The 20,675-nt window shown below is 44.3% G+C and carries 17 protein-coding genes and 1 pseudogene; 8 read left to right on the plus strand and 10 right to left on the minus strand.

What is annotated here, in order from left to right:
* Positions 1-31: 31 nt before the first annotated feature.
* Positions 32-691 (minus strand): cysteine hydrolase family protein, encoded by a 660-nt coding sequence (locus VTH8203_RS14050; RefSeq protein WP_096994240.1) that lies wholly within the window; start codon positions 689-691, stop codon positions 32-34.
* A gap of 182 nt (positions 692-873) precedes the next feature.
* Here VTH8203_RS14050 and pncB point away from each other — a divergent pair, with 182 nt between their 5' ends.
* On the plus strand, positions 874-2,109 hold the full coding sequence (gene pncB, locus VTH8203_RS14055) for a nicotinate phosphoribosyltransferase (RefSeq protein WP_096994241.1): 1,236 nt from the start codon (positions 874-876) through the stop codon (positions 2,107-2,109).
* A gap of 24 nt (positions 2,110-2,133) precedes the next feature.
* On the opposite strand, the gene VTH8203_RS14060 is transcribed toward pncB, so the two are convergent.
* Both VTH8203_RS14060 and VTH8203_RS14065 read right to left on the minus strand, forming a co-directional pair.
* A complete protein-coding gene (locus tag VTH8203_RS14060; RefSeq protein WP_096994242.1) occupies positions 2,134-2,349 on the minus strand; it encodes a TIGR02450 family Trp-rich protein in 216 nt (71 codons plus the stop codon).
* Positions 2,350-2,440: 91 nt separating this feature from the next.
* Positions 2,441-3,028 carry an acyl carrier protein phosphodiesterase gene (locus VTH8203_RS14065; protein ID WP_096994243.1) on the minus strand — a complete coding sequence of 196 codons (588 nt, stop codon included), beginning with the start codon at positions 3,026-3,028 and terminating at the stop codon, positions 2,441-2,443.
* A 248-nt stretch (positions 3,029-3,276) separates the two neighbouring features.
* On the opposite strand from VTH8203_RS14065, the gene VTH8203_RS14070 reads away from it, so the two are divergent.
* Complete coding sequence (locus VTH8203_RS14070; RefSeq protein WP_096994244.1) at positions 3,277-3,885, plus strand: YitT family protein; 609 nt, start codon at positions 3,277-3,279, stop codon at positions 3,883-3,885.
* A 26-nt stretch (positions 3,886-3,911) separates the two neighbouring features.
* Here VTH8203_RS14070 and VTH8203_RS14075 read toward each other — a convergent pair whose 3' ends face one another.
* From VTH8203_RS14075 to dhaK, 4 genes are all read right to left on the minus strand, one after another.
* The gene (locus VTH8203_RS14075) at positions 3,912-4,484 is read right to left on the minus strand and encodes a dioxygenase family protein (protein ID WP_096994245.1); all 573 of its coding nucleotides are present in this window, start codon (positions 4,482-4,484) and stop codon (positions 3,912-3,914) included.
* Positions 4,485-4,651: 167 nt separating this feature from the next.
* Positions 4,652-7,048 carry a phosphoenolpyruvate--protein phosphotransferase gene (gene ptsP, locus VTH8203_RS14080; RefSeq protein ID WP_096994246.1) on the minus strand — a complete coding sequence of 799 codons (2,397 nt, stop codon included), beginning with the start codon at positions 7,046-7,048 and terminating at the stop codon, positions 4,652-4,654.
* A gap of 2 nt (positions 7,049-7,050) precedes the next feature.
* Positions 7,051-7,686 (minus strand): dihydroxyacetone kinase subunit DhaL, encoded by a 636-nt coding sequence (gene dhaL, locus VTH8203_RS14085; RefSeq protein ID WP_096994247.1) that lies wholly within the window; start codon positions 7,684-7,686, stop codon positions 7,051-7,053.
* A gap of 15 nt (positions 7,687-7,701) precedes the next feature.
* Entirely contained in the window at positions 7,702-8,760 is a 1,059-nt protein-coding gene (dhaK, locus tag VTH8203_RS14090; RefSeq protein WP_096994248.1) for a dihydroxyacetone kinase subunit DhaK, read from the minus strand.
* Positions 8,761-9,109: 349 nt separating this feature from the next.
* Between dhaK and VTH8203_RS14095 the strand changes: the two genes are divergently transcribed.
* From VTH8203_RS14095 to VTH8203_RS14105, 3 genes are all read left to right on the plus strand, one after another.
* Positions 9,110-10,192, plus strand: a complete 1,083-nt coding sequence (locus tag VTH8203_RS14095) for a glycerol dehydrogenase (protein ID WP_096994249.1) — start codon at positions 9,110-9,112, stop codon at positions 10,190-10,192.
* A gap of 226 nt (positions 10,193-10,418) precedes the next feature.
* Positions 10,419-11,048 (plus strand): heme-binding beta-barrel domain-containing protein, encoded by a 630-nt coding sequence (locus VTH8203_RS14100; RefSeq protein WP_208617751.1) that lies wholly within the window; start codon positions 10,419-10,421, stop codon positions 11,046-11,048.
* 312 nt (positions 11,049-11,360) lie between these two features.
* A complete protein-coding gene (locus VTH8203_RS14105; RefSeq protein WP_096994250.1) occupies positions 11,361-11,732 on the plus strand; it encodes a hypothetical protein in 372 nt (123 codons plus the stop codon).
* A gap of 250 nt (positions 11,733-11,982) precedes the next feature.
* Here the strand turns inward: VTH8203_RS14105 and VTH8203_RS14110 are convergent, their stop codons facing one another.
* A complete protein-coding gene (locus VTH8203_RS14110; protein WP_096994251.1) occupies positions 11,983-12,591 on the minus strand; it encodes a LysE family translocator in 609 nt (202 codons plus the stop codon).
* A 123-nt stretch (positions 12,592-12,714) separates the two neighbouring features.
* Between VTH8203_RS14110 and VTH8203_RS14115 the strand changes: the two genes are divergently transcribed.
* The gene (locus VTH8203_RS14115) at positions 12,715-13,713 is read left to right on the plus strand and encodes a GlxA family transcriptional regulator (RefSeq protein WP_096994252.1); all 999 of its coding nucleotides are present in this window, start codon (positions 12,715-12,717) and stop codon (positions 13,711-13,713) included.
* A gap of 482 nt (positions 13,714-14,195) precedes the next feature.
* Here VTH8203_RS14115 and dhaR read toward each other — a convergent pair whose 3' ends face one another.
* Positions 14,196-16,130 (minus strand): dihydroxyacetone kinase operon transcriptional regulator DhaR, encoded by a 1,935-nt coding sequence (dhaR, locus tag VTH8203_RS14120; protein ID WP_096994253.1) that lies wholly within the window; start codon positions 16,128-16,130, stop codon positions 14,196-14,198.
* 313 nt (positions 16,131-16,443) lie between these two features.
* Positions 16,444-16,593 (minus strand): hypothetical protein, encoded by a 150-nt coding sequence (locus VTH8203_RS24780; RefSeq protein WP_167385825.1) that lies wholly within the window; start codon positions 16,591-16,593, stop codon positions 16,444-16,446.
* Between the two features lie 658 nt (positions 16,594-17,251).
* On the opposite strand from VTH8203_RS24780, the pseudogene VTH8203_RS14125 reads away from it, so the two are divergent.
* A pseudogene (locus VTH8203_RS14125) lies at positions 17,252-19,245 on the plus strand (peptidase U32 family protein).
* Positions 19,246-19,397: 152 nt separating this feature from the next.
* Positions 19,398-20,579: a multidrug effflux MFS transporter gene (locus VTH8203_RS14130; RefSeq protein WP_096994254.1), complete on the plus strand. Its 1,182-nt coding sequence runs from the start codon at positions 19,398-19,400 to the stop codon at positions 20,577-20,579.
* Positions 20,580-20,675 lie beyond the last annotated feature (96 nt).

Raw genomic sequence — 20,675 nt, forward strand, 5'->3', positions numbered from 1 at the left:
TGGTTAACGTCATTATGTTCAAATGCCTCGTCTAGCCATCGATCAATTGAATAGCAGCGGAGTCTTTTACAACCTTGACACCCAAGTTAGAAAGATGAGACACAACGTCTTGAACATTTTCTGGGAACACCGCACGAGTGGCCGCTAAATTAAGGATCACGTTAAACTTGGCTTCAATGAGTTGTTCAATCGATTTTTTTACACAAAAGTCTAACGCTAAGCCACCTACGACAACGTTTTTAATTTGCTTATATTGCAAAAATTCGATGCCCCCAGTGGATAAAGTATCGGCTTGATCGTGGAAAAATGCCCCGTACGGATGAGCATCTGGATCAATACCTTTGTTAATCTGAAAATCATAGTCACGAACGGAGGGTAAGCCTGGTAATAGTTCCACGCCTAGAGTACCTACTACACAATGGGGATTCCATTTAATATCGACCTCAGGTAAACCAACAGGTTCGAGCATCTGCTCTGGTGTTTCTGCTTCCCAAAGAGCTCCCGGTGGGTGCATATCTCGCGACACCAACGTCACCGATGCTTTACTGTGGTTATTTTTAAGCTCCTTGACGATGTCCAATGCACCTACCACGGGTAACTCGTTAGGGCAAAGCTCACTAAATCCTTTCTGAGGGTCAACATCAAGGGCTGCAGTTTGGGATTTTAGAAGTTGTAAAACGGTCAAAGACATGGGGGTTCCTTCGCGATTTGTCTCGGATAAACACAGTATTGCTGCATATCATACTTAACTTATTTAAGAACTCACGATGTTTACGAATAACATCCTCACTTAACAGGATATTTGACAATTTTCTCAGCCTTATCTAGAGTGCCACTTCTTTATCAATCCTAGTAACACAGTAGGAATGCCGGATGTCAGGCTCACTTTTCAACGATCGTATTATTCAAAGCGCATTAGACCTAGACGTATACAAAATCAATATGATGTTTGCGGCGTTCACGCATTACCCGCAGACAGAGGTGCGTTATGAGCTCATTGTGCGATCAGAAGAAGACTTGTCTGACCTAAAAGCTTCAATTGAGAAGGAAATAAACGGGCTATCAGTATGTCATTTCTCCCCGGCTGATATCGCTTATTTACAGGTTCAAGCGCCTTATTTGAGCCAAGATTTCCTCGCTTATTTGTCAGGTTTTTCATTCAACCCGTTGCAGCAAGTCACAGTATCAGAAAACAATGGACAGTTAAGTGTGTCAATTAAAGGGATTTGGCACGAAACCACTCTTTACGAAACCTTGGTGATGAGTATTATCTCAGAAGTTCGCAGTCGTCATCGTTGGAGTAATATTCCCTATTCACAGTTTATTGACACCCTTGAGCAAAAAGTGTCAAAACTTAAAGCCGAGCTAAAGCAGCGATCGATTAGCAACCTTCAGTTTTCAGAGATGGGCAGCCGTCGCCGTTATAGTGCTCAAGTTCAACACGATGTCGTTCGCTATTTCAGCCAGCACGCGCCTGAGCTGATGAGTGGCACGAGCAATTACCACTTAGCAAAAGCATTAAATCTGACGCCAATTGGGACGGTAGCACACGAATGGTTTATGGCTCATCAAGCACTTGTAGAGCCAGCTCAGTCGCAACAAATCGCTCTTGACCTTTGGCAAACAACATTCGACGGAAAACTTGGCATTGCTCTGACTGATACCATCGGTATTGATGCCTTTTTACGAGACTTCAATCTTGAGCGAGCGACTGACTACGTTGGTGTACGTCACGATTCAGGCAACCCTTATGAGTGGGGTGATAAAATGATCGCTCATTATCAATCTTTAAATATTGATCCAATGTCGAAGATTCTGATTTTTACCGATGGCTTAAATTTCACGGATGCCCTCGATATCTGCGAGTATTTCGAAGGTCGAGCGAACATCAGTTTTGGCATCGGTACTTTCCTTGCTAACGATATGGGAGATTGGCATCAAAATGGCGCTCAATATCAACCCTTGTCTATCGTCGTCAAAATGGCCGAATGCAATGGTCGTCCGGTTGCAAAAATCAGCGACGAGCCTGAGAAAGCGATGTGTGAAGACGAGGTCTTTTTAGCTGAGTTAAAGAAAAGCTTTGGCGTGCAAAGCAAATTTGCGGCATAGCATCGCATTAGAGACCTAGCCGCTCTATTTCCATCCTTGAAGCCATTTATCGCTGTCTTTCAACTCGGTCCAATCAATAGGATACTCCTTGCGAGACAGCACAGCTTCAAGCTTGCACGACATCACCGTGCCATCTTCGTCAAACTTCACCTGTGACACTAAAAAGTGCTTTTCCCTCTTGAGTGGCTTGACTGCCGTCCATTTACTATTGGGAAGTTTTATTGGATTAATACGATTCATCGATAGCCCATCATCGTCTGTATATCACTAAAATTTCTTTTACGCTTAATAACTTGGATAAGTTCAAACAAGATTGACTGAACAAAACGAATCATTGCATAACCTTGGCAACTTTTATCGTTTGCGCTAGAACTTCGGGGTATAGCTCAGCAAAAAAGCCAGAGAATTCATGATAGTTCTGTTCCAACTGCAGGCCGCAATCTGCCAGCGGCGTCATCCTCATACTTCTTTGGGACATTCTTTCCAAGGCGTATTTGATGTTCGCAAGATCGCTGTAGGACTCTAGCCAACGCCCCCGCCACATATGAGCGGTCATCGCAATGAATCGCTCGGGTAACACTTCTTTCTCCCGCGTAATGTCCGTTTCGGCACGATCAACAAATTCTTTCAAGGATTGAGGATGATAGTCTTGCCAATGTTTGGCTAAACAGTGGTCCCAAAACATGTCCATTGCGATAGGTGCAAATCGTTTTAAGCTTGAGTCAAAGCGCTGTTTGCAGTGTTTTATGATGATGTGATTGTCGGTATAGGAGTCAACAAAGCGATGCAATTTTATTCCTTGGCTAATCTTGGCACTATAGGCCTTCGAAGGGTCTCCCTTTACAAAGTCGCCAAGCAGATTTCCCAGCAAACTGCTTTGGCAATGATCAGCGATATGCAGATGTGCTAAAAAGTTCATAACTCTCCGTTGCGTGGTGTTTGCTACATTGTGGTGTCTGTTATTCAGATGGTCAAATCGAGCAGCGTTGAGACACTGTCAGCACCTGCAGTGTAAATCTGACGAAACACCCAATAAAAACCTGATCTGAGTCATTCACTCGACACCCCTTGTCGGCGCATATAACATCGCGTCCCCTAGATTTGCGAAGCTTCATGACGAAGCTTTTGCTATTTCATATCGTTCGGATTATCAAAGGAAGTGTCTTTATGGACAAAGATCATAGCCTTAGAGAGAACCTGCTCGCTCTAATTCTTGGCAGTGCACTGGTATCACTTGGCGTTATCTTTTTCAATCAAGTAGGGCTACTCACAGGTGGCACCGCAGGACTTGCACTGTTTATCACAAAGGTGACTGGGCTTAGCTTCGGTCAAGTCTTTTTCATGCTTAACCTGCCTTTTTACATTCTTTCGGTCACACGAATGGGATGGCAGTTCACCATCAATACCTTTATTGCCGTGAGTATCGTGTCATTCGCGGTAGACCATCTCCATCATGTGATCCAAATCGCCCATATCGAACCTATCTATGCCGCACTTATTGGCGGAGGGCTCATCGGTATCGGCATGCTGGTCATCTTCCGCCATAAAATGAGCTTGGGTGGCTTTAATATTCTTGCTCTGTTCCTGCAAGAGCGATTTGGCATTCGTGCAGGTAAAGTTCAAATGGCGCTAGACTGCACTATTGTCGTTTTATCACTATTTGTGGTCGATGTTTATCTCATCGCGCTATCCGTTGTCGGCGCGATAGCAACCAACCTCATTTTAGCAATGAACCACAAGCCGGGGCGCTATCAGCCTCTGCCGAGCCAGTCTTAGAACTCGGTTTCTAAGCGTCGTCCGGGCTAGGCTACGATAAAATCAAATTGAGCGCGTGCGCTTCCTGTCACGTCTTTGACGTCGATTTGAAGTAGCTCACGCTCACTCCCACCCCACCACTCCGTTCCTGTTTGGCCTTTTAAATACAATTGTGTCGTCAGCAGTTCTTTGTGGTTGTGCCATAGTTTGACATGAATGTGAGGTGGTCTGCCGGTGTACGGTACTGGGTATAACGTAGTAAAACTGAACCGCCCCTCTTCGTTTGATTCAGTCGCGCCATAACCTGCAAAACTGCGGTCAAATCGCTCTACGCTAGGCTGTCTCGGGTGGTCATATACCCCTGCACCATCACATTGCCAGATTTCCACGCGAACTTGCTTTAAAGGTTCACCCTTTACCGTTTTTACTTGGCCAAAAAGCTCGAGGGTTTTGCCTACAAGCGTTGATGGATTAACAATGAGGTTTGAGCGAAGTGGAATCGTGTTAACAGGATAAAATGGACCTTGTGCCTGTGAAGGCGTTTTGGACCAGCGTGCCTTAGCTAACACTGGCCATGCAAACCACACTGAGCAAACGGTTAGAAAATCTCGTCTTTGCATTGTACATTCCTCCACTTCTGGTAAACCAAGTGTGGCGCACGTTGCTCGGATTGCGAGTTTTTCATTACGTTCACATGTTAAGTTTTTACGTAACGGCACTCGTTAGAAGAGGTGAGAAACCAAAAAGCCAGTAGTGAACTACTGGCTTTTTGGTTTCTCAACGATAGTTATGCAAGTGCAAAATCAAGAGAACGTACTTTTTGTTTAAGCTCTGGAATCAGCGTAGAGCTGGCGCTGAATTTTCTCAGCCCAAGACCTATCAATAGTTCTGTCGCTTTTACATCCCCGGCCATCTCACCGCACATACTGACCGAAATGCCGGCTCTGTTTGCCGATTGAATGGTCAGTTCGATGGCTTTGATCACTGCCGGTTCAAAGTAATTAACGAGCTCGGCGACTTCGGTATTCCCTCGGTCAGCAGCCATAACATACTGAGTCAGGTCATTAGTACCGATTGAGAAGAAATCGACCTCTTCCGCTAAAGCGTCCGCGTTGAACACCGCCGCTGGCACTTCAATCATAATACCAACCGGCAAAGTGGATTCAGATATGCCCAACTTTTCACACTGTTTCGTGATCAGCGCTTTCACTGCTTTCACTTCCGCAACCGTTGCAATCATTGGAATCATCAATTGAATATTAGGTTGCTCTTCATAAGCTCTTAAAATAGCACGCAGCTGGGTTTCAAATAGCGCTTCATGCTTCAAGCAAAGGCGCACGCCACGCTGACCCAAGAACGGGTTTTCTTCTTCCGGCATCGGATACGCTGCAAGCGGTTTGTCACCACCAACATCGAGACTACGAATTGTAATTGGCTTGTCGCCAAACGCCGCTGCAATCTCTTTGTAGACGATATATTGCTCATCTTCTGTTGGCAGCTCCGCACTTTCTTGGAACAAGAACTCGGTGCGGAACAGACCCACGCCCTCTGCACCATTGGTTATCGCCGCTTCAACATCTTCCGGGCCACCTATGTTCGCAAGTGCGTGAATCGTTGTGCCATCTTGGGTCACTGCTTGTGATTGAGCGTGCTGTAACGCAATTTCTTGCGCCGCAAGCCATTCGTGACGCTTGCTATTGAGCTCTTCTTGAATCGCTTGAGTTGGCGCAAACCACAATAGACCACTAAAGCCATCTACCGTAATGATATCGCCTACTTTCACTTGTTCAAGACAGCTTTGTACTTTAACGATCGCAGGAATTCCCATCGCTCTGGCTAGAATAGCGCTGTGGGACGTTTTACCGCCTTCAGTTAAACAGATAGCGACGACTTTCGACTTATCAAGACCTGCTACATCAGAAGGCATCAAATCTCGCGCTAGTAGAACACTTGGCTCAGCAATGGTGATCGCCTTTGGCTTCTCACCCGTTAATGACAGCATCACTTGACGACAAATATCATAAACGTCCGCTTCACGCTCGCGCATGTATTGGCTGTCTGCCGCTTGGTATTGTGCCGCGAGCGACATCATCACATCCATCCACGCTTGTTCAGCGATTAACTCCGCTGACACTTTTGCTTCTGCTTGAGCGGCAATTTCAGGGTCAGCTAACATCATGGCATGAGCAGCAAAAATATCACCATGAGGGAGCTTAGCTTGAGCCTCTAGATGTTGTTTAACGTCGGCAACAGCATGTTTCAGCTTAGCAACTTCTTGTTGTATGTCGGTAAATGGACGCGACGGAACCACTGGCATTTCTTGAGTAAAGATGACCGCTGGGGCAGTTACGATGCCGCCATTGACACTAATACCAGCCAACGCACCTTCAATATCGTTTGAAATGGTTGGAGCTTCTTCCAGTACCTCTTGAGCCGTAACGCCTTTCGCCACTTGTTCTGCTTCGCCAAAGTGATCATTAGCAAGACCAATAAACGCCTCTAGTGCTTGCTGGGCATCACTACCACTGGCATAGAAGGTAATCGACTCATCACAACGAACACCCAATTTGGCAATACTATTCAGACTTTTAGCACTGACTCTTTGCCCTGCTTTTTCTAGATACATATCACAAGAAAAAGGCGCTAGACAGCCAACGATTGCCGCTGCTGGTCGCGCGTGGATACCGTGCGGGTTTTTGACGTCCCATTCAAAGCTGAGCGCATTCACATCGTCAGCAAGCTCAGGAACAACATTCACCGCCTGCGGGGCGTTCTCTTCGCCTAGATGTTCTTTTTTCACGTCTAAAGCACTTGATGCTTCTGCGATAACCGCTTCAATGGATAAACCAGCGGCGGCGGCAACTGACGCAGCCATTGTACCTTCGACGATTGGCGCAGAGACTAACGCGACTTTGTCACGAATCTCATCATCCAACAGCTCCAATGCCATTTCAGTACTCAGTAGCGCACTACCCAAGTCCATAAGAACAACTGCGCCATCTTGGTCACAGACCTGTTCAATCGCACCCATCACGGCGATGGCATCGGTGCCGATTGGGTTCTCGGGATCATCTACCCCAGCTGCAATCGCAATATTAGCTTTGCCCTGCGTCATTTGAGTGGCCAGTTCGGCCACTCCTTCTGCTAATAGGCGGCTATGCGATACTACTACAATGCCTACCATGCTTACTTTCCTGCTATCGCCTGTCTTAGCGCTTTAATCATAAGAAGTGATGACGTCGCGCCAGGGTCTTGATGACCGATACTACGCTCACCTAAATAGCTTGCACGGCCTTTCTTCGCTTGCATTTCAATCGTTGAAGTTGCGCTTTTCTCTGCGACTTCCACCATTTCATCAAGTAGATGGTCTGGGCTAGTACCGTTCTCTAGAGATGTTTTCATCTCATTAAGCACAGGTAACCAGACATCACACATCGTCTTGTCACCCTGCTCCGCTTTACCGCGTGAGATAACGCCATCAACACCGCTCTTGAGATCATCAATCAGCTCTTGAAAGGTCAACGATTCACGGCTTCCCACCGAAGCAGCTGTACGAATAAATAGTGTACCGTAAAGCGGACCACTCGCACCGCCGACGCTAGAAAGCAGAGTCATACCGGTGTTTTTCAAGATCGCTGAAATATTTTGCTTTTCAACGTTCGGTAATGTTTCTCTTACTTTTTTGAAGCCACGGTTCATGTTAAGGCCGTGGTCTGCATCACCAATATCACGATCAAGATCAGTGAGAAAATCTTGGTTTTCTTCGTACGATACCGCGCAAAGTTCAAGCCAATTAATGATGTGTTGTTTTTCAATTTGCATGTCTAAATCCTCGGCTTACCACTTCATTGCTGCTGTATCTACTGGAGCATCGAATAGCTCTAGCATTTCTTTATCTGCTTTTAGAAGTGTGATTGACACGCCTTCCATGTTCAGTGATGTACAGTAGTTACCTACCAAGTTACGAGCGATGCAGAACCCTTCTTTCGCACAGTTTTGAGCAAGACGGTTATAAACGCCGTAAAGCTCAGACTCAGGTGTTGCACCAAGACCGTTAACAATCACGATGTAATCATGATCCGTTTCGAAGTTCTCGATTGTAGACTCCACTTCATCCCATTGGCCTTCTACACGGTTCCAAATACGCAAGGTACGGCTGTAGGCAATGTTCTCTTTTAGCTCAAGGAACATCTTATCTACCAACTCATCAGCATTGGTGTATTTGATACGCGCAATGCCTGGTTCGCCGTGAATCCCTACACCAAACTCAACTTCATCATCTTCAAGTTGGAACGATGGTTTACCCGCTGCTGGTACAACACATGCATCTAGGGCAACACCGAACGAACGGCAATTGTTATTAATGCGACGTGCCAGTTCTTCACATTGCTCTAACGAATAACCTTTATCTGCTGCAGCGCCGACAATTTTTTCTACAAGAACGGTACCGGCAACGCCACGACGACCTGCTGTGTATAGGCTGTCTTTTACCGCTACGTCGTCATCAATCAGCACAGAACCAACTTTGATGCCATCAAAATGAAGCAGCTCTACAGCTGTCTCAAAGTTCAACACATCGCCTGTGTAGTTTTTGATGAAGAATAAAACACCTTCTCCCGTATTCACTTGATTACCACATTCGTACATTTGGTCTGGTGTTGGAGAGGTAAACACTTCACCTGGGCAAGCACCGGTCAACATACCTTTACCAATAAAGCCCGCATGCAATGGTTCGTGTCCTGCACCACCACCAGAGACAAGCGCAACTTGTCCAGGCGTTTCTTCATGCCACATATAGCGAGGCTCGTAGTTTGCTTTCAATTGAGGGCGAGAGGCCGCAAGACCTTCCATTTGCTGTTTTACAACGTCTTCAACACTATTGATTAGCTTTTTCATGCCATGTTTCTCTTTTGTAATTTTTAATGTTCGTTTAATTAAATTTGTGTAGGTTTGAACCTATAATATGAACAATTTCAGCACCGACAACGAAAAGAATTTACGTTCCAAAATGAAACATTTCGCTTTATTTATCGTTTCATTTTGGAACGTGAATTTCGCTATTTCGGCATTTTAGTGATCTACTCCAAGATATAAGCTTCCTGTGTATTCTCAGTAAAACTTGCTTTGCTAGCTATGTCATAAAAACAACAAACACAGTGGAGAATGACTTAGTAAACGCAGTCTCGATACCTATGATGAATCCAACGTTGAAACAAAGATAACCATTAACAGAAGGTCTGAAAAAATGGACAAGATTATTATTAGCCCAAGTAAGTATGTTCAAGGTGAAAACGTCTTAGGCTCTATCGCTAGCTATGTAAAAGCACTTGGCGCTAACCCACTTGCTATTGCTGATGAATTTGTAACTGGCCTGGTAGGCGAAACGGTAAAAGAAAGCTTTGCTAAAGAAGATATGCCATTAGCAATGGATGTATTTAATGGCGAGTGTTCACGTGTCGAGATCGACCGTCTTACAGACATCTGCGCGACACAGAAGAATGACGTCATCATCGGTATTGGTGGTGGTAAAACACTCGACACTGCTAAATCGGTTGCGTTCTACACTAAGATTCCTGTTGTGGTTGTGCCGACTATCGCGTCTACCGATGCACCAACCAGTGCTCTAGCGGTAATTTACACGCCTGAGGGTGAATTCGCTGAATATTTACTCTTCCCGAAAAACCCAGATATGGTTGTTATGGATACCAAAATCATCGCTGGCGCACCGGTTCGTTTACTCGTTGCTGGTATGGGTGATGCTTTATCTACTTACTTCGAAGCCCGTGCAAACATGACGTCTGGCAAGTCAACGATGGCTGGCGGCGCACTAACACGCTCTGCTCAAGCTCTAGCTAAACTTTGCTACGAAACGTTGCTTGAAGACGGCTTGAAAGCAAAAGTTGCTGTAGAAAATGGCGTGAGTACAACCGCTGTTGAAAACATCATCGAAGCAAATACATATCTAAGTGGTATCGGTTTCGAAAGTTCTGGCTTAGCTGCAGCGCATGCGATTCACAACGGTCTAACTAAGCTTGAAGAGTGTCACCACCTCTATCACGGTGAAAAAGTAGCATTCGGTACATTGGTTCAGCTTGTATTAGAAAATGCACCAATGGAAGAGATCAACACCGTTCTTAACTTCTGTCGTTCAGTAGGTCTACCAACCAACCTATTTGACATGGGCGTGAAAGAAATCAATAAAGACAAACTATTTGCAGTCGCAGAAGGCGCAACAGCTGAAGGTGAAACCATTCACAACATGCCATTCCCTGTCACGGCACAAAGTGTATTTGCAGCAATCCTTACTGCACACCAACTTGGTCAATAATATTGTCTCTGTCGTTATGAGAAACAAGAGCCAGCTTATGCTGGCTCTTTTTTATTCGGCGTGAGAAAGTTCCCTGATATTTATCCTTTGTTACAAGCTGTTACCTATCTTTGCATAATTCATTACTTTCCAAACAGTTAAGATGATTTCGGATAATTTTTGCTCACCTGTATTTGGCTAACATTTTGTCATCACAACAATTCTAAATACACAAAAGGAAGCAAATATGAATAAAACGATAACGTTCAGTCTCTCAGCCTTATTATTGGCACCTCTGCCTGCGATGGCGGATCACACTGTCATCGATGGTATGGACTTTGGTCCTCTTGCTCAGCTCGTCGGGAGCTGGAAATCAGTCGACAGTGGCGGCGTTGATATCTCTCCTGCGCAAGAAGGAACGGCACAAGGTAAAGGTGCGCCTGCAATTACTCCCTTTTATGAGACAATGACGTTTGAAGTCGCTGCCGATGCGGTTAACGCGAGCGAGCAAACGTTAGTTGCCCTGTATTACAAACAAGAAGTTTTCCGAAAAGCGGACGATTCTAAGTTCCATGATCAGCGAGGTTACTTCATCTATGATCAGGAAAACCAAATCGTTTATAACTCCTTTTGTGTACCACGCACAACATGCGTCACTGCAGAAGGCCCCGCTGGTAACAATATGACATTGGTTATGTCTTCAAGAGGTGTAGCCGAGTCCAATTTTATGAAAGACAAGGCCAGTACAACGGGCTTTAGCATGAATATCAAAATCGATGGTGACACGCTAACCTACTCACAGTCTACGATTCTGAGTATTTACGACGGAGAATTTGCTCATACGGACTCATCCGTACTTGAGCGAGTGAGCAACTGATCATCTTTATAGCAATCCTGTATAGCTGAAGCGCAGAGCTTCAGCTATTTTCATTATTAATAATCGCCTTCTCTCAGTATTAAAACCTTTCAACATCGGCTTATTTGCAATAATCGAACAAATCCCCATCGAATAGTCTCCAATAAGCGCAGAAATGAACTTGGTGACTATTAAGCACGCCCAGCGTATGGCAGAATGATCAAACAACAACGAAAGCTCAAGCCACCATTATTTGCAGTGTTAATATCAATGGTTGCAATAATTAGTAGCGAAATGAAGCAGCGGTTAATCCCATTTAGAGGAGATTTAATAATGACCCATGAAACAAAAACAATGGAAGTACCTGTCGCCATCGCAGATAGAGTACAAGCATTGATTGATGGCTATATAGCAAAAGAAAAGTTCAATGCCGAGCGTAAAGAGGTGGTCAACAACTTCCTAGCTATGGATGGACTGAGTTGTGAAATGGCGGTCTATAGCTTACCTCAGGACGAACTGATCAGCACACTTAGCTATGTCTATGAGCTCTCTGGTACAAACAGTCGCTTTGTAAAGAATATTATCACTCAAACCAGAGACAACCCGAAAAAAGTGCTGACTGATTCACAGCGTTCTTCGGCTAAAAGCCTATTATTCAACTTGCTCAATGATCCTTCAGTCATTTCAGCAATGAAGGAAAGCTAATTCGCTTATTTTCGGAATCTTTCCTGATAAACCCAAACCATACACGTCCACGCTCTAGTTGGGAGTTGGTGCTATTACTGACTTCCATTGAGTAATCGCTAACCTCTCCTACTATTTTGAACGTTCATAATCGCTGAATTTAGTTTTGCAGCAATAAGCAGGTGTCTTTTTTACACGCTTGTGATGACGATTCATGTTTGATTGGTCGCGAGTTTTCGATAGAGCCATCTATCGTCAGACCTAACTTGATTTAGGAAGCGATAAAACTCGCTCCAAGTACCGCAAAAACGGACCCACACCCTTTATTAAAACGTTTCCCATGTTGCGCTAACCACGGACGCAGCTTGTTTGCTAAGCGAGCAATCAGGTATTCAACCGCAAATTCCACCACCGCAAACGTCGCAGCAATGACCACAAATTGGTGAACTAACGGCGTAGTACTATTCATGAACTGGGGTAGAAACGCACCGAAAAACAATAACACCTTAGGATTAGAAACCGCTGCCACAAACCCTTGGATAAACAAACCACGCTTTCTTGTACTCGTCGTCTTATCAATATCTACCTCAGACGGGCTTGGACTATTCCAAAGCTTGTAGCCCAAATAAATAAGATAAGCTCCCCCTAGCCATTTTAAGATGGTTAACGCTTCTGAAGTGGCTAACATCACCGCGCCAACACCGAACATCGTCATCGCAATCACTAAGATAAAGCCAACCACTCCCCCAGAAATCGTTGCTAGTACTTTCCTTTTGCCATAAACCACACCATGGCTTAACGCCAGCATGCCATTGGGTCCCGGAGCTAACGACAAACACACCACACTAAACAGATAAACAAGCCAGACATCAAATGTCATTATTCATGATCTCAGTAAACAACTTATGACGTCAGTATACGAATCGCTAGCCTTTGGACTAGGTAATATATAGACTTTATACGGTAATTTTTAGACACTTCATTCACTCGCGGAGCGACTACCATGACCTCATCTGCGCACATCGATGTTCGCTTTCTACTTGTCGTTTTGCCTCAATTTAACATGCTTCCTTTTGGGGGATTTTTAGACAAACTACGGTTTTCTGCCGATGAAGAGGATTATAGTCAGCAACGTTACTGTCAGTGGAACGTCGTCTCTCTCGAAAAGGGTTTGGTTACCTCGAGCAGCGGTGTGTCGATTGAAGCTGAGTTCGCTCTTAAAGAGGCGCAGTTTGAACGCTATGACTATGTGGTAGTTTTTGGATCACGAGGTGCAGCGCAAAGTATGCAAAGTGCCGCACAATACAAACCATTGTTTAAGAAAGCCGCGGCGAGAGGAGCAACATTAGTCGCTATCGATAATGCCAGTTTCTTGTTTGCTGCCTGTCAACTATTGAGTGACCACTGCGCTGTTGTTCACTGGCGTCATGAACAGGAATTTGCAAGTGAATTCCCAGATATTAAGTTACTCTCTGAACAGCTCTACTGTATTGATAAAAAGAGAATTACCTGCGTAGGTGGCACTGCCGCGATTGAACTGGCCGTAGAACTGATTGCATTGCACAGCGGTCGACAAAGAGCGCTAAAAGGGCTTGCCGACATGTTCGTCGATGAAACTCGGCAAAATCATCATGGCGTAAAGTCCCTATCCATTGGACAAACCAACAGCTCTTACTCACCGCCTCAACTCAAACGAGCGACTGCACTAATGCGACAGTTGCTCTCTCAAAAACAAACCGTTGATGATATCGCAAACCGAATTGGTGTTAGCCGACGTCAATTGGATCGTTTGTTTAAGGAAGAATACGATACTACAGCGAAAGGATATTGGTTAAAAGTTCGACTTGGACATGCTCATTGGCGCATTAGTAACTCGACTCTACCTTTAAGCCGTATTGCCGAGGAAATCGCAATTGGTGATGTGAGTTACTTCTGTAAACAGTTTAAAAAACACTATGGTTTAAACCCAGCAGAGTTACGCCGTAGTAGTCAGCATTTTTAACCATCAACTGAATTAGTCTAAATGCACTCTGTCGGTTTTGTTTCGCTGATGTGCATAGAACTGACAGGCGCTCCCCAAATCGGTTTGGCCCTTTTCGTGTTTCAAACCATTTCCAAAATTTGCGTCATCCCCTTGAAAAAGGGGATCTCATCCAGCGCGTCGCGAAGCCAATTTACGTGACTTAATCGATTATTTATAGTCACCTACGCGCGGTGGGAGATTCTCACTTTCGTTAGAATGACGACTAAAATTGAGTGTAGCAAAAATGAAGGAGTATAGAGCGTTTCTGTTCATCTCTGAGCTCGCTGTTGTGGCTGGCTCTAATCTACTCCTTTTCGCGTTTCAAACCATTCCCAAAATTTGCGTCATCCCCTTGAAAAAGGGGATCTCATCCAGCGCGTCGCGAAACTGATTTACGTGACTTAGTCGAATGTTTTTAGTCACCTAAACGCAGTGAAAGATCGACTATGAATAACTACACATCAACTTAAGGTCTGCTCATCCAACCCATACTTTTGGATCTTACGCCACAGCGTCGTTCTGCCTATGTTCAGTGCCTTCGCCATGTCTTGCATCTTACCGTCAAACAGATTCCAAGCTTGAATAATGGCTTTCTTTTCTACTTCCTCAAGTGTCAGAATTTGTTTGCCACTTTTGCCCATAGCATCGTTAGAGTTGTGTTTAATCTCTTCAGGAATATCGTCCAAAGCAATCATATTAGAACTGCGATTGAGTAGAATCCGTTCCATACGACTTTTTAGCTCCGAATTATTTCCTTGCCAACTAAACTGCACTAACGCTTCCATTACTGTACGTTCAATAGACACCGCCACATTGTGACGTTTCTCATAGTTGGTAATGATCATCATCACCAACTGTTCGATGTCTTCCTTACGCTTTCTTAGCGGAGGAATATTAAGCTCATTAGAAGAAATTTCGTAATACAGTTGACGACCAAAGGAGCGCTGGGCCACATACTCACTGATATCAGAGGTAGTACTGGTAATCAGTTGAAATGCAACCGGAATCAATCTCTGACTGTCACTTCGGCTGACTAAGCCAGTTTTCAGCAGCTTTAAAATAACCGTTTGCAACTCTGGACTCAGATACTCTATTTTCTCCAAATACAGTGTGCCGTTGTGCGCCAGCTCGAACTTAGAGGGCAAACCATGCCCTTCTTCATCATCATAACCAAGCATTTCACGAATCATGGTTTCTGACGACAGTGAGCGGCAATTGATACTAATAAACGGGCCTTCTTTAAAGTCACTTTCATTGTGTATCGCCATCGCCAAGTCAGCTTTTCCAACGCCTTCTTCGCCAGTAATCAAGATGGGGGATTTAGATTTGATCGCGCGTTTGGCAACCGTGATGACATGTTTCATGCCTTTTGATTGTGCATTAAGATTAGCAAAGGTGTATTTTGCGCTCCCACCAATTTGCTGCTGCGCTAGCTCACGAATTTTGTCGATTGGGTGAATGAACAGTAATTTAGACCCATCGACTAGCGGTCTGAGAGTGATGATCGATTCAATAAATTCGCCACCAATCTCCACCGTCGTTTGTTTGCGACGAATCATCTTATTTTCTTTAATACTTGTCACAATAGAGGGCGCAAAACGAACAATAGAAAAGATGTCTTTTTCTATCACATCCAACGTTTTGAACTTCAGCAAACGTTCTGCTTGTTGATTTGCCATGGTGATACGGTTTTCATCATTCCATGCTAACAAGCCATCATCCATACACTCTAGCGTTGCATTGTGTGCGTTCAAAAGACGATTCATATTCTCCTGCTCGTTTTGAACATGTATTTGCAAGGCTATTTCTTTCGCACAAGAAGAGATAATGACATGGTTTTCTTTGCTGTACTCTTTGGCTCGCTTAAGTAGAGAAATGGTGCCTCTTAAGCGACCAAATGTATCAAAAATCGGTGCGGCTGTTGTCGCATAAGGGTGCAAATGACGATTGAAATGCTCAGCAGCAAACACTTCCGTTGGCATGTGTGTATTTAAGGTCAGGCTGATAGCGTTGGTTCCTATTTTCCCCTCAGAGAAGAAACAGCCTTTCTTCAAACCCAGTTCATTCACCTCACGCAGTAAATCGTCGTGTCCAACCGTAAATAGGACACAGCCGCTATCATCTGTCACAAACAGAATAACAGCTTCGTCACGCAGCAAGTCGTAAGTATCTTCAATGACAGTCGTTGCGCAGGTAATCACTCGCTCATTGCGCTTGATGAGTGACTTTAAGGTATAGCCTGAAGCAATATGAGGTTTCGACCAGTTATAAGGACTAGATTGCTTCGAGCAACGTTCCCACGACTCCAGAATAGGTGACAACATGAATTCAGGAGAAACCCAATGATGCTTCTGGAAAAAATCCCACTTCTTTTTGTTATCTTCTATGGACAGCATTGATAAACCAGACTTGTTCGCTTCCTAGCGAAACGGATAGTATTTGACGAGCGTACTGACTACATCGTGCAGACCGATCATTTTACTGACTAATGCTAGTTCGAGGAGTGATCTTATTCACAACACGTGAGCAGCTAAGCTACAAATAGCTATAACACTGATCTTAATCAGAATTAGGGAGAATTGACCGAAAATTGACTCAAGATATGATTGAGAACGACCGTTTGCACACCCCGTTTAATCAACGTCGCTTTTGAGTGGTAGTGAGGCTAATTAGAAATGTTGCACGTCCATGTGTGCAGAATAAAAAATGTTAAATCCAAACAAGAGCGATAAAGAGTAAAGGTACTGCGATTGACGCAGCCATTGTCACTAGAGTAAGCGCTTCGCGCATAAACACTTTAGATTTCGAATCGATAAGTTCGACCGGTTTTTCCAACACGATGGTTGCTGAGTTAGTCATAGTTTTGCCTTTCATTAGTGATGAGACGGAAGTCCACATTGTAATTTAAGCGGCGATTCTGAGCTTTTTTGTGAACCAAGTCAATATTGTGCCATCGTGAAGTCAGTGCCGTCGATACAGGAAATTGGAACTTTATTTTTTGCTTTCGCATCGATTTTCTCGCCATCAATCTCCTAACGACAGGTCGTAATAAGATCCTTGGGTGAGAATGCGCCAATTGTTAATAGCTATGCTCAGCAAGAACCCTTACCTATTGGCTCTCTATCGGCAGATTTCTCTTGAGATCTAACGCGATAATTTCTTCTCTTAAACCTTTTCTTATTTGCTCGTCAATCGCTTGTTTATACGGCGCTTTCTTAGCCTCAATCTCTGTTATCATTTAAATCGCAGAGGGAAGACAATTGGCATCTTTAAGTATTCTCATACCCATTCAATATTCTGCCGGTGTTTAAAATAATCCTCCGAGTCGATTGTTTTTCCTCTTTATAGATTGTTCTTTAACTCCCTGTTTGCTTAGCTTTACGCATCCAGCCACTGATAGCATTGTTTAGAAAAATCGATATTTAAACCTCCCTACTACTTGTGAGGACACTACTTTAGCCATTCAGCGCTAATTGCCGTAAAATACGTCCTCATTTTTGTTAGTAAGGTATAAGAAGTGACGCGAGATCAGTTTGAGCTATTGGCACCTGGTGGTGATGTTGAATCGATAAAAGCAGCCATTGCAGCGGGTGCTGATGCAGTTTACTGCGGATTAGATCGTTTCAATGCTAGAAACCGTGCGGCAAACTTAACGTTGGACAACTTAACTTAACCGGTGTGTTAGCACTAGCACATGCGAACAACTGTCAGATCTTTCTCACTCTCAATGTCTTGATTTTGGAAAGTGAAATTCCTGCGGTTCTAAGACTTCTTTCCCAACTCGCGCAAACGGATATCGATGGTGTTATCGTTCAAGATTTGGGGCTCGCGTATTTACTTAAGCATCACTTTCCCAACTTGGATGTTCACGCATCTACGCAGCTGAATACTCACAATGCGGGACAAATCGAATTTCTAAAGCGCATGACTGTCAGTCGCGTCAATCTTTCGCGCGAGTTGAATCTCCAAGAGATTCGCCACCTAGCGCATTTTTGCCACCAACATGATGTATTAATGGAAGTCTTCGTTCACGGTTCTTATTGCATCGGTTTTTCTGGCCTTTGTTATATTAGTTCTGCCCGTAATGGCGCTTCTGGTAACCGTGGTCGATGCAGTCAACCCTGCCGTGAACAATATGAAACGACCAACGCAGGCTCAGACTATCCTCTAAATTTAAAAGATAATTCTGCTTTTAATGACCTTCAAGCTCTCGCCGATGCTGGCGTCTATTCACTCAAAGTCGAGGGACGCATTAAGAAGGCTCATTATGTTTATACCGTCGTCGACAACTGGCGAAAACAGATTGATCGTCTTTGCCAAGGCGAAGCACTGTCAACAGATACCACCGAGCTCTACACTGTCTTCAATCGCGATTTTTCTAACGGGTTCTTACAAGTTGACTACGGAAAAAACATGTATATCAATAACCCACGCGACCATGCAGTAACGCACTTTTCAAAGGTTTATCAGTGTACAACCACCGATGATATACAGTCGGTTAAGCGTGGTTTATATGACAAGAAAACGGATATTATTGAGAATGTTGAGAGAAAAATCTCGGCGATGACGCTCAATACGACAAAAGCGGCGAGCAGCCTAAAAGGGGCGATTGAAGCTCCAGTGTTAGCGTGCTTGCCTGACAACCCAGCACTTGATAACACTAAGGGCCTATCTATCCTAATTTCATCCGCAGAGGACGCTGCGCTGTCTGTTAATACTGACGTTGATGTCTATTACCAACTTCCTATGGGGTTGCATGCTGAATTAACGTCACTTATCGCCCTGTTTGAGGCTAATCCTCTACTCAAGCCGTGGTTCCCTGCTATTTTAATCGGCGACGATTTTGAAACGGCAAAATTATTGCTAGAGACCGTAGCACCCTCAATCTTAATCGCTAACAACTCTGGTGTCGGCTTTCATGCTCAGAGGCTCGGGCTCAACTGGGTGGCAGGGCCTCATATGAACACGGCAAATTCTTACTCGCTAAAATGCCTCAGCGAAGAATATAAGGCTAGCGGTGCGTTTTTGTCTAATGAGTTGAGTAGTAAGCAGCTAAAACACATCCGTCGCCCGACAAAGATGCGAACCTTTTATAGTATCTATCACCCAAATACACTGCTTACCAGTCGCCAGTGTTTGTTCCAGCAGACCGCAGGATGTAAAAAAATAAAGGTAAACAATGGGTGCTTGAAACGCTGTAATAAACGCACATCCATCATCAATTTGAAAGACAATCCATACGTGATCGATAAACAAAGAGGTTCATACAACAGTCTTTATAGTGAGTTAAATGTCCTTAACTTAGCGGTAGTCAACGATCATAACGATCTGATTACCGATGTGTTTATAGATTTGCGAGGCATTCAAACAGAAACTCAAATCAGCGACGACAAGCCACTTATTATCAAAACATTTTTACAGTGGTTGGCCCAACCTGAGCATACGCACAATGACACTATCGGGGCGTTGATATCGCCCACGACCAATAATCAATATTCAAAGGGAATTTAGCCTCGTCAAACCAACGGTAGCACATTGTTACCATTGGCTTTTTACGTAGATTTACATTCATCCATAGCGCAAAGTGATAATAAACCGAGTACTATATCAGCCATATCTAGATAACCTCTTTTCCATTTCTAGTCTCCCGCTACGGAACCATAATGACAAACGGAATTCGCTACAGAATAATATTGCTTGCCTGCTTAATCATCAGTGTTGGCCAGTTGAGTATGGGATTGGTGTTTCCCTCATTACCTTGGATCGCTGCGGACTTTGATATTTCTCTAGATCAAGCACAACTGCTTGTTGGCATCTATCTGTTAGGTTTCGGTCCTTCTCAGTTCTTATATGGCCCAATTTCAGATGCGGTCGGGAGAAAGAAAGTCTTGTTGTCTGGTCTGGTTATTGCTCTGTTTGGACTTGTTACGATTCTGTTCTTTCGACATTCCTTCGAGGGAATGGTACTGGGTCGTTTTCTGCAAGGTTTAGGCACGGGATGTTGCGCAGTGCTCGCAAGAGCGTCGACTCGTGACCAATTTAACGGAGCGGACTTACCCCTTGCTATGTCTTATATTGCGATGGCCGCATCAATCACACCCGTGATCGCTCCAGTCCTCGGCGGGTTTATCAATTTCCACTCTGGTTGGAGTATGGTTTTCGTTTCTTTGTTCAGTTATGTTGCTTTAGCCTGGGTGGTGATCGCATTTCAATTCAAAGAAACGGTGGCCCAAAAGTCTTCGATCCCATCACCAAAGAAAATGTTATTTCAATATTGGCAATTGATACGCTCTAGCTATTTTATGAGTTTTGCTAGTATTAGCTGGCTCAATTTTAGTCTGATGATTACGACCGTTTCGGTGATGCCATTTATTATGCAAAATCAAATCGGAATGAACTCTGATGAATACGCGCTTTGGGCTTTGATTCCAGCACTTGGAATGATTTTAGGCACCACCATCTGTAACCGCGTTCGTCCATTAATAGGTACTAAGAAAATGCTGCTTTGTACCCCTATTCTTCATGGATTGTCGGCTATATGGTTATTCTTTGCTCCGCTTGAGCCTTTATACCTAATGCTCGGTCAACTGGTGATGATTCTTGGCAATGGTATCGCTCTACCCTGTGCTCAAGCAATGGTTATGCTGCCCTATAAGAAGCAAGCAGGTGCGGCGGCAGCGCTATCGGGTGGCGGACAGATGGTCGTATCATCCATCGTGAGTATGACACTGGTGCAAGTAGGACTGAGTCAGCCATGGCACTTAGCGATTGTGATTGCTATTTTTGCTGTTGTTACTCTTTCGAACATTCTACGCGGTTTTAACGTTGAGCAACCAGAAGGATGAAGTGGATAATCCTAACGCTCCTACTCAATACTCTACCTACGCTGGCAGCATAAAAGTAAAACCAATCTAGACTATTTTAAGAAACAGAACACTTGA

The organism is Vibrio thalassae (assembly GCF_900089835.1).
GTDB classification, from domain to species: domain Bacteria; phylum Pseudomonadota; class Gammaproteobacteria; order Enterobacterales; family Vibrionaceae; genus Vibrio; species Vibrio thalassae.

What these genes read in the sequence shown, in the direction of transcription:
- VTH8203_RS14100 (WP_208617751.1), top strand. Translation starts at nt 10,419, where the DNA reads ATGAATAAAACGATAACGTTCAGTCTCTCAGCCTTATTATTGGCACCT.
- VTH8203_RS14130 (WP_096994254.1), top strand. Translation starts at nt 19,398, where the DNA reads ATGACAAACGGAATTCGCTACAGAATAATATTGCTTGCCTGCTTAATC.
- dhaR (WP_096994253.1), bottom strand. Translation starts at nt 16,130, where the DNA reads ATGCTGTCCATAGAAGATAACAAAAAGAAGTGGGATTTTTTCCAGAAG.
- VTH8203_RS14105 (WP_096994250.1), top strand. Translation starts at nt 11,361, where the DNA reads ATGACCCATGAAACAAAAACAATGGAAGTACCTGTCGCCATCGCAGAT.
- VTH8203_RS14075 (WP_096994245.1), bottom strand. Translation starts at nt 4,484, where the DNA reads ATGCAAAGACGAGATTTTCTAACCGTTTGCTCAGTGTGGTTTGCATGG.
- pncB (WP_096994241.1), top strand. Translation starts at nt 874, where the DNA reads ATGTCAGGCTCACTTTTCAACGATCGTATTATTCAAAGCGCATTAGAC.
- ptsP (WP_096994246.1), bottom strand. Translation starts at nt 7,048, where the DNA reads ATGGTAGGCATTGTAGTAGTATCGCATAGCCGCCTATTAGCAGAAGGA.
- VTH8203_RS14050 (WP_096994240.1), bottom strand. Translation starts at nt 691, where the DNA reads ATGTCTTTGACCGTTTTACAACTTCTAAAATCCCAAACTGCAGCCCTT.
- dhaL (WP_096994247.1), bottom strand. Translation starts at nt 7,686, where the DNA reads ATGCAAATTGAAAAACAACACATCATTAATTGGCTTGAACTTTGCGCG.
- VTH8203_RS14065 (WP_096994243.1), bottom strand. Translation starts at nt 3,028, where the DNA reads ATGAACTTTTTAGCACATCTGCATATCGCTGATCATTGCCAAAGCAGT.
- VTH8203_RS14115 (WP_096994252.1), top strand. Translation starts at nt 12,715, where the DNA reads ATGACCTCATCTGCGCACATCGATGTTCGCTTTCTACTTGTCGTTTTG.
- VTH8203_RS14070 (WP_096994244.1), top strand. Translation starts at nt 3,277, where the DNA reads ATGGACAAAGATCATAGCCTTAGAGAGAACCTGCTCGCTCTAATTCTT.
- VTH8203_RS14095 (WP_096994249.1), top strand. Translation starts at nt 9,110, where the DNA reads ATGGACAAGATTATTATTAGCCCAAGTAAGTATGTTCAAGGTGAAAAC.
- VTH8203_RS24780 (WP_167385825.1), bottom strand. Translation starts at nt 16,593, where the DNA reads ATGACTAACTCAGCAACCATCGTGTTGGAAAAACCGGTCGAACTTATC.
- VTH8203_RS14060 (WP_096994242.1), bottom strand. Translation starts at nt 2,349, where the DNA reads ATGAATCGTATTAATCCAATAAAACTTCCCAATAGTAAATGGACGGCA.
- VTH8203_RS14110 (WP_096994251.1), bottom strand. Translation starts at nt 12,591, where the DNA reads ATGACATTTGATGTCTGGCTTGTTTATCTGTTTAGTGTGGTGTGTTTG.
- dhaK (WP_096994248.1), bottom strand. Translation starts at nt 8,760, where the DNA reads ATGAAAAAGCTAATCAATAGTGTTGAAGACGTTGTAAAACAGCAAATG.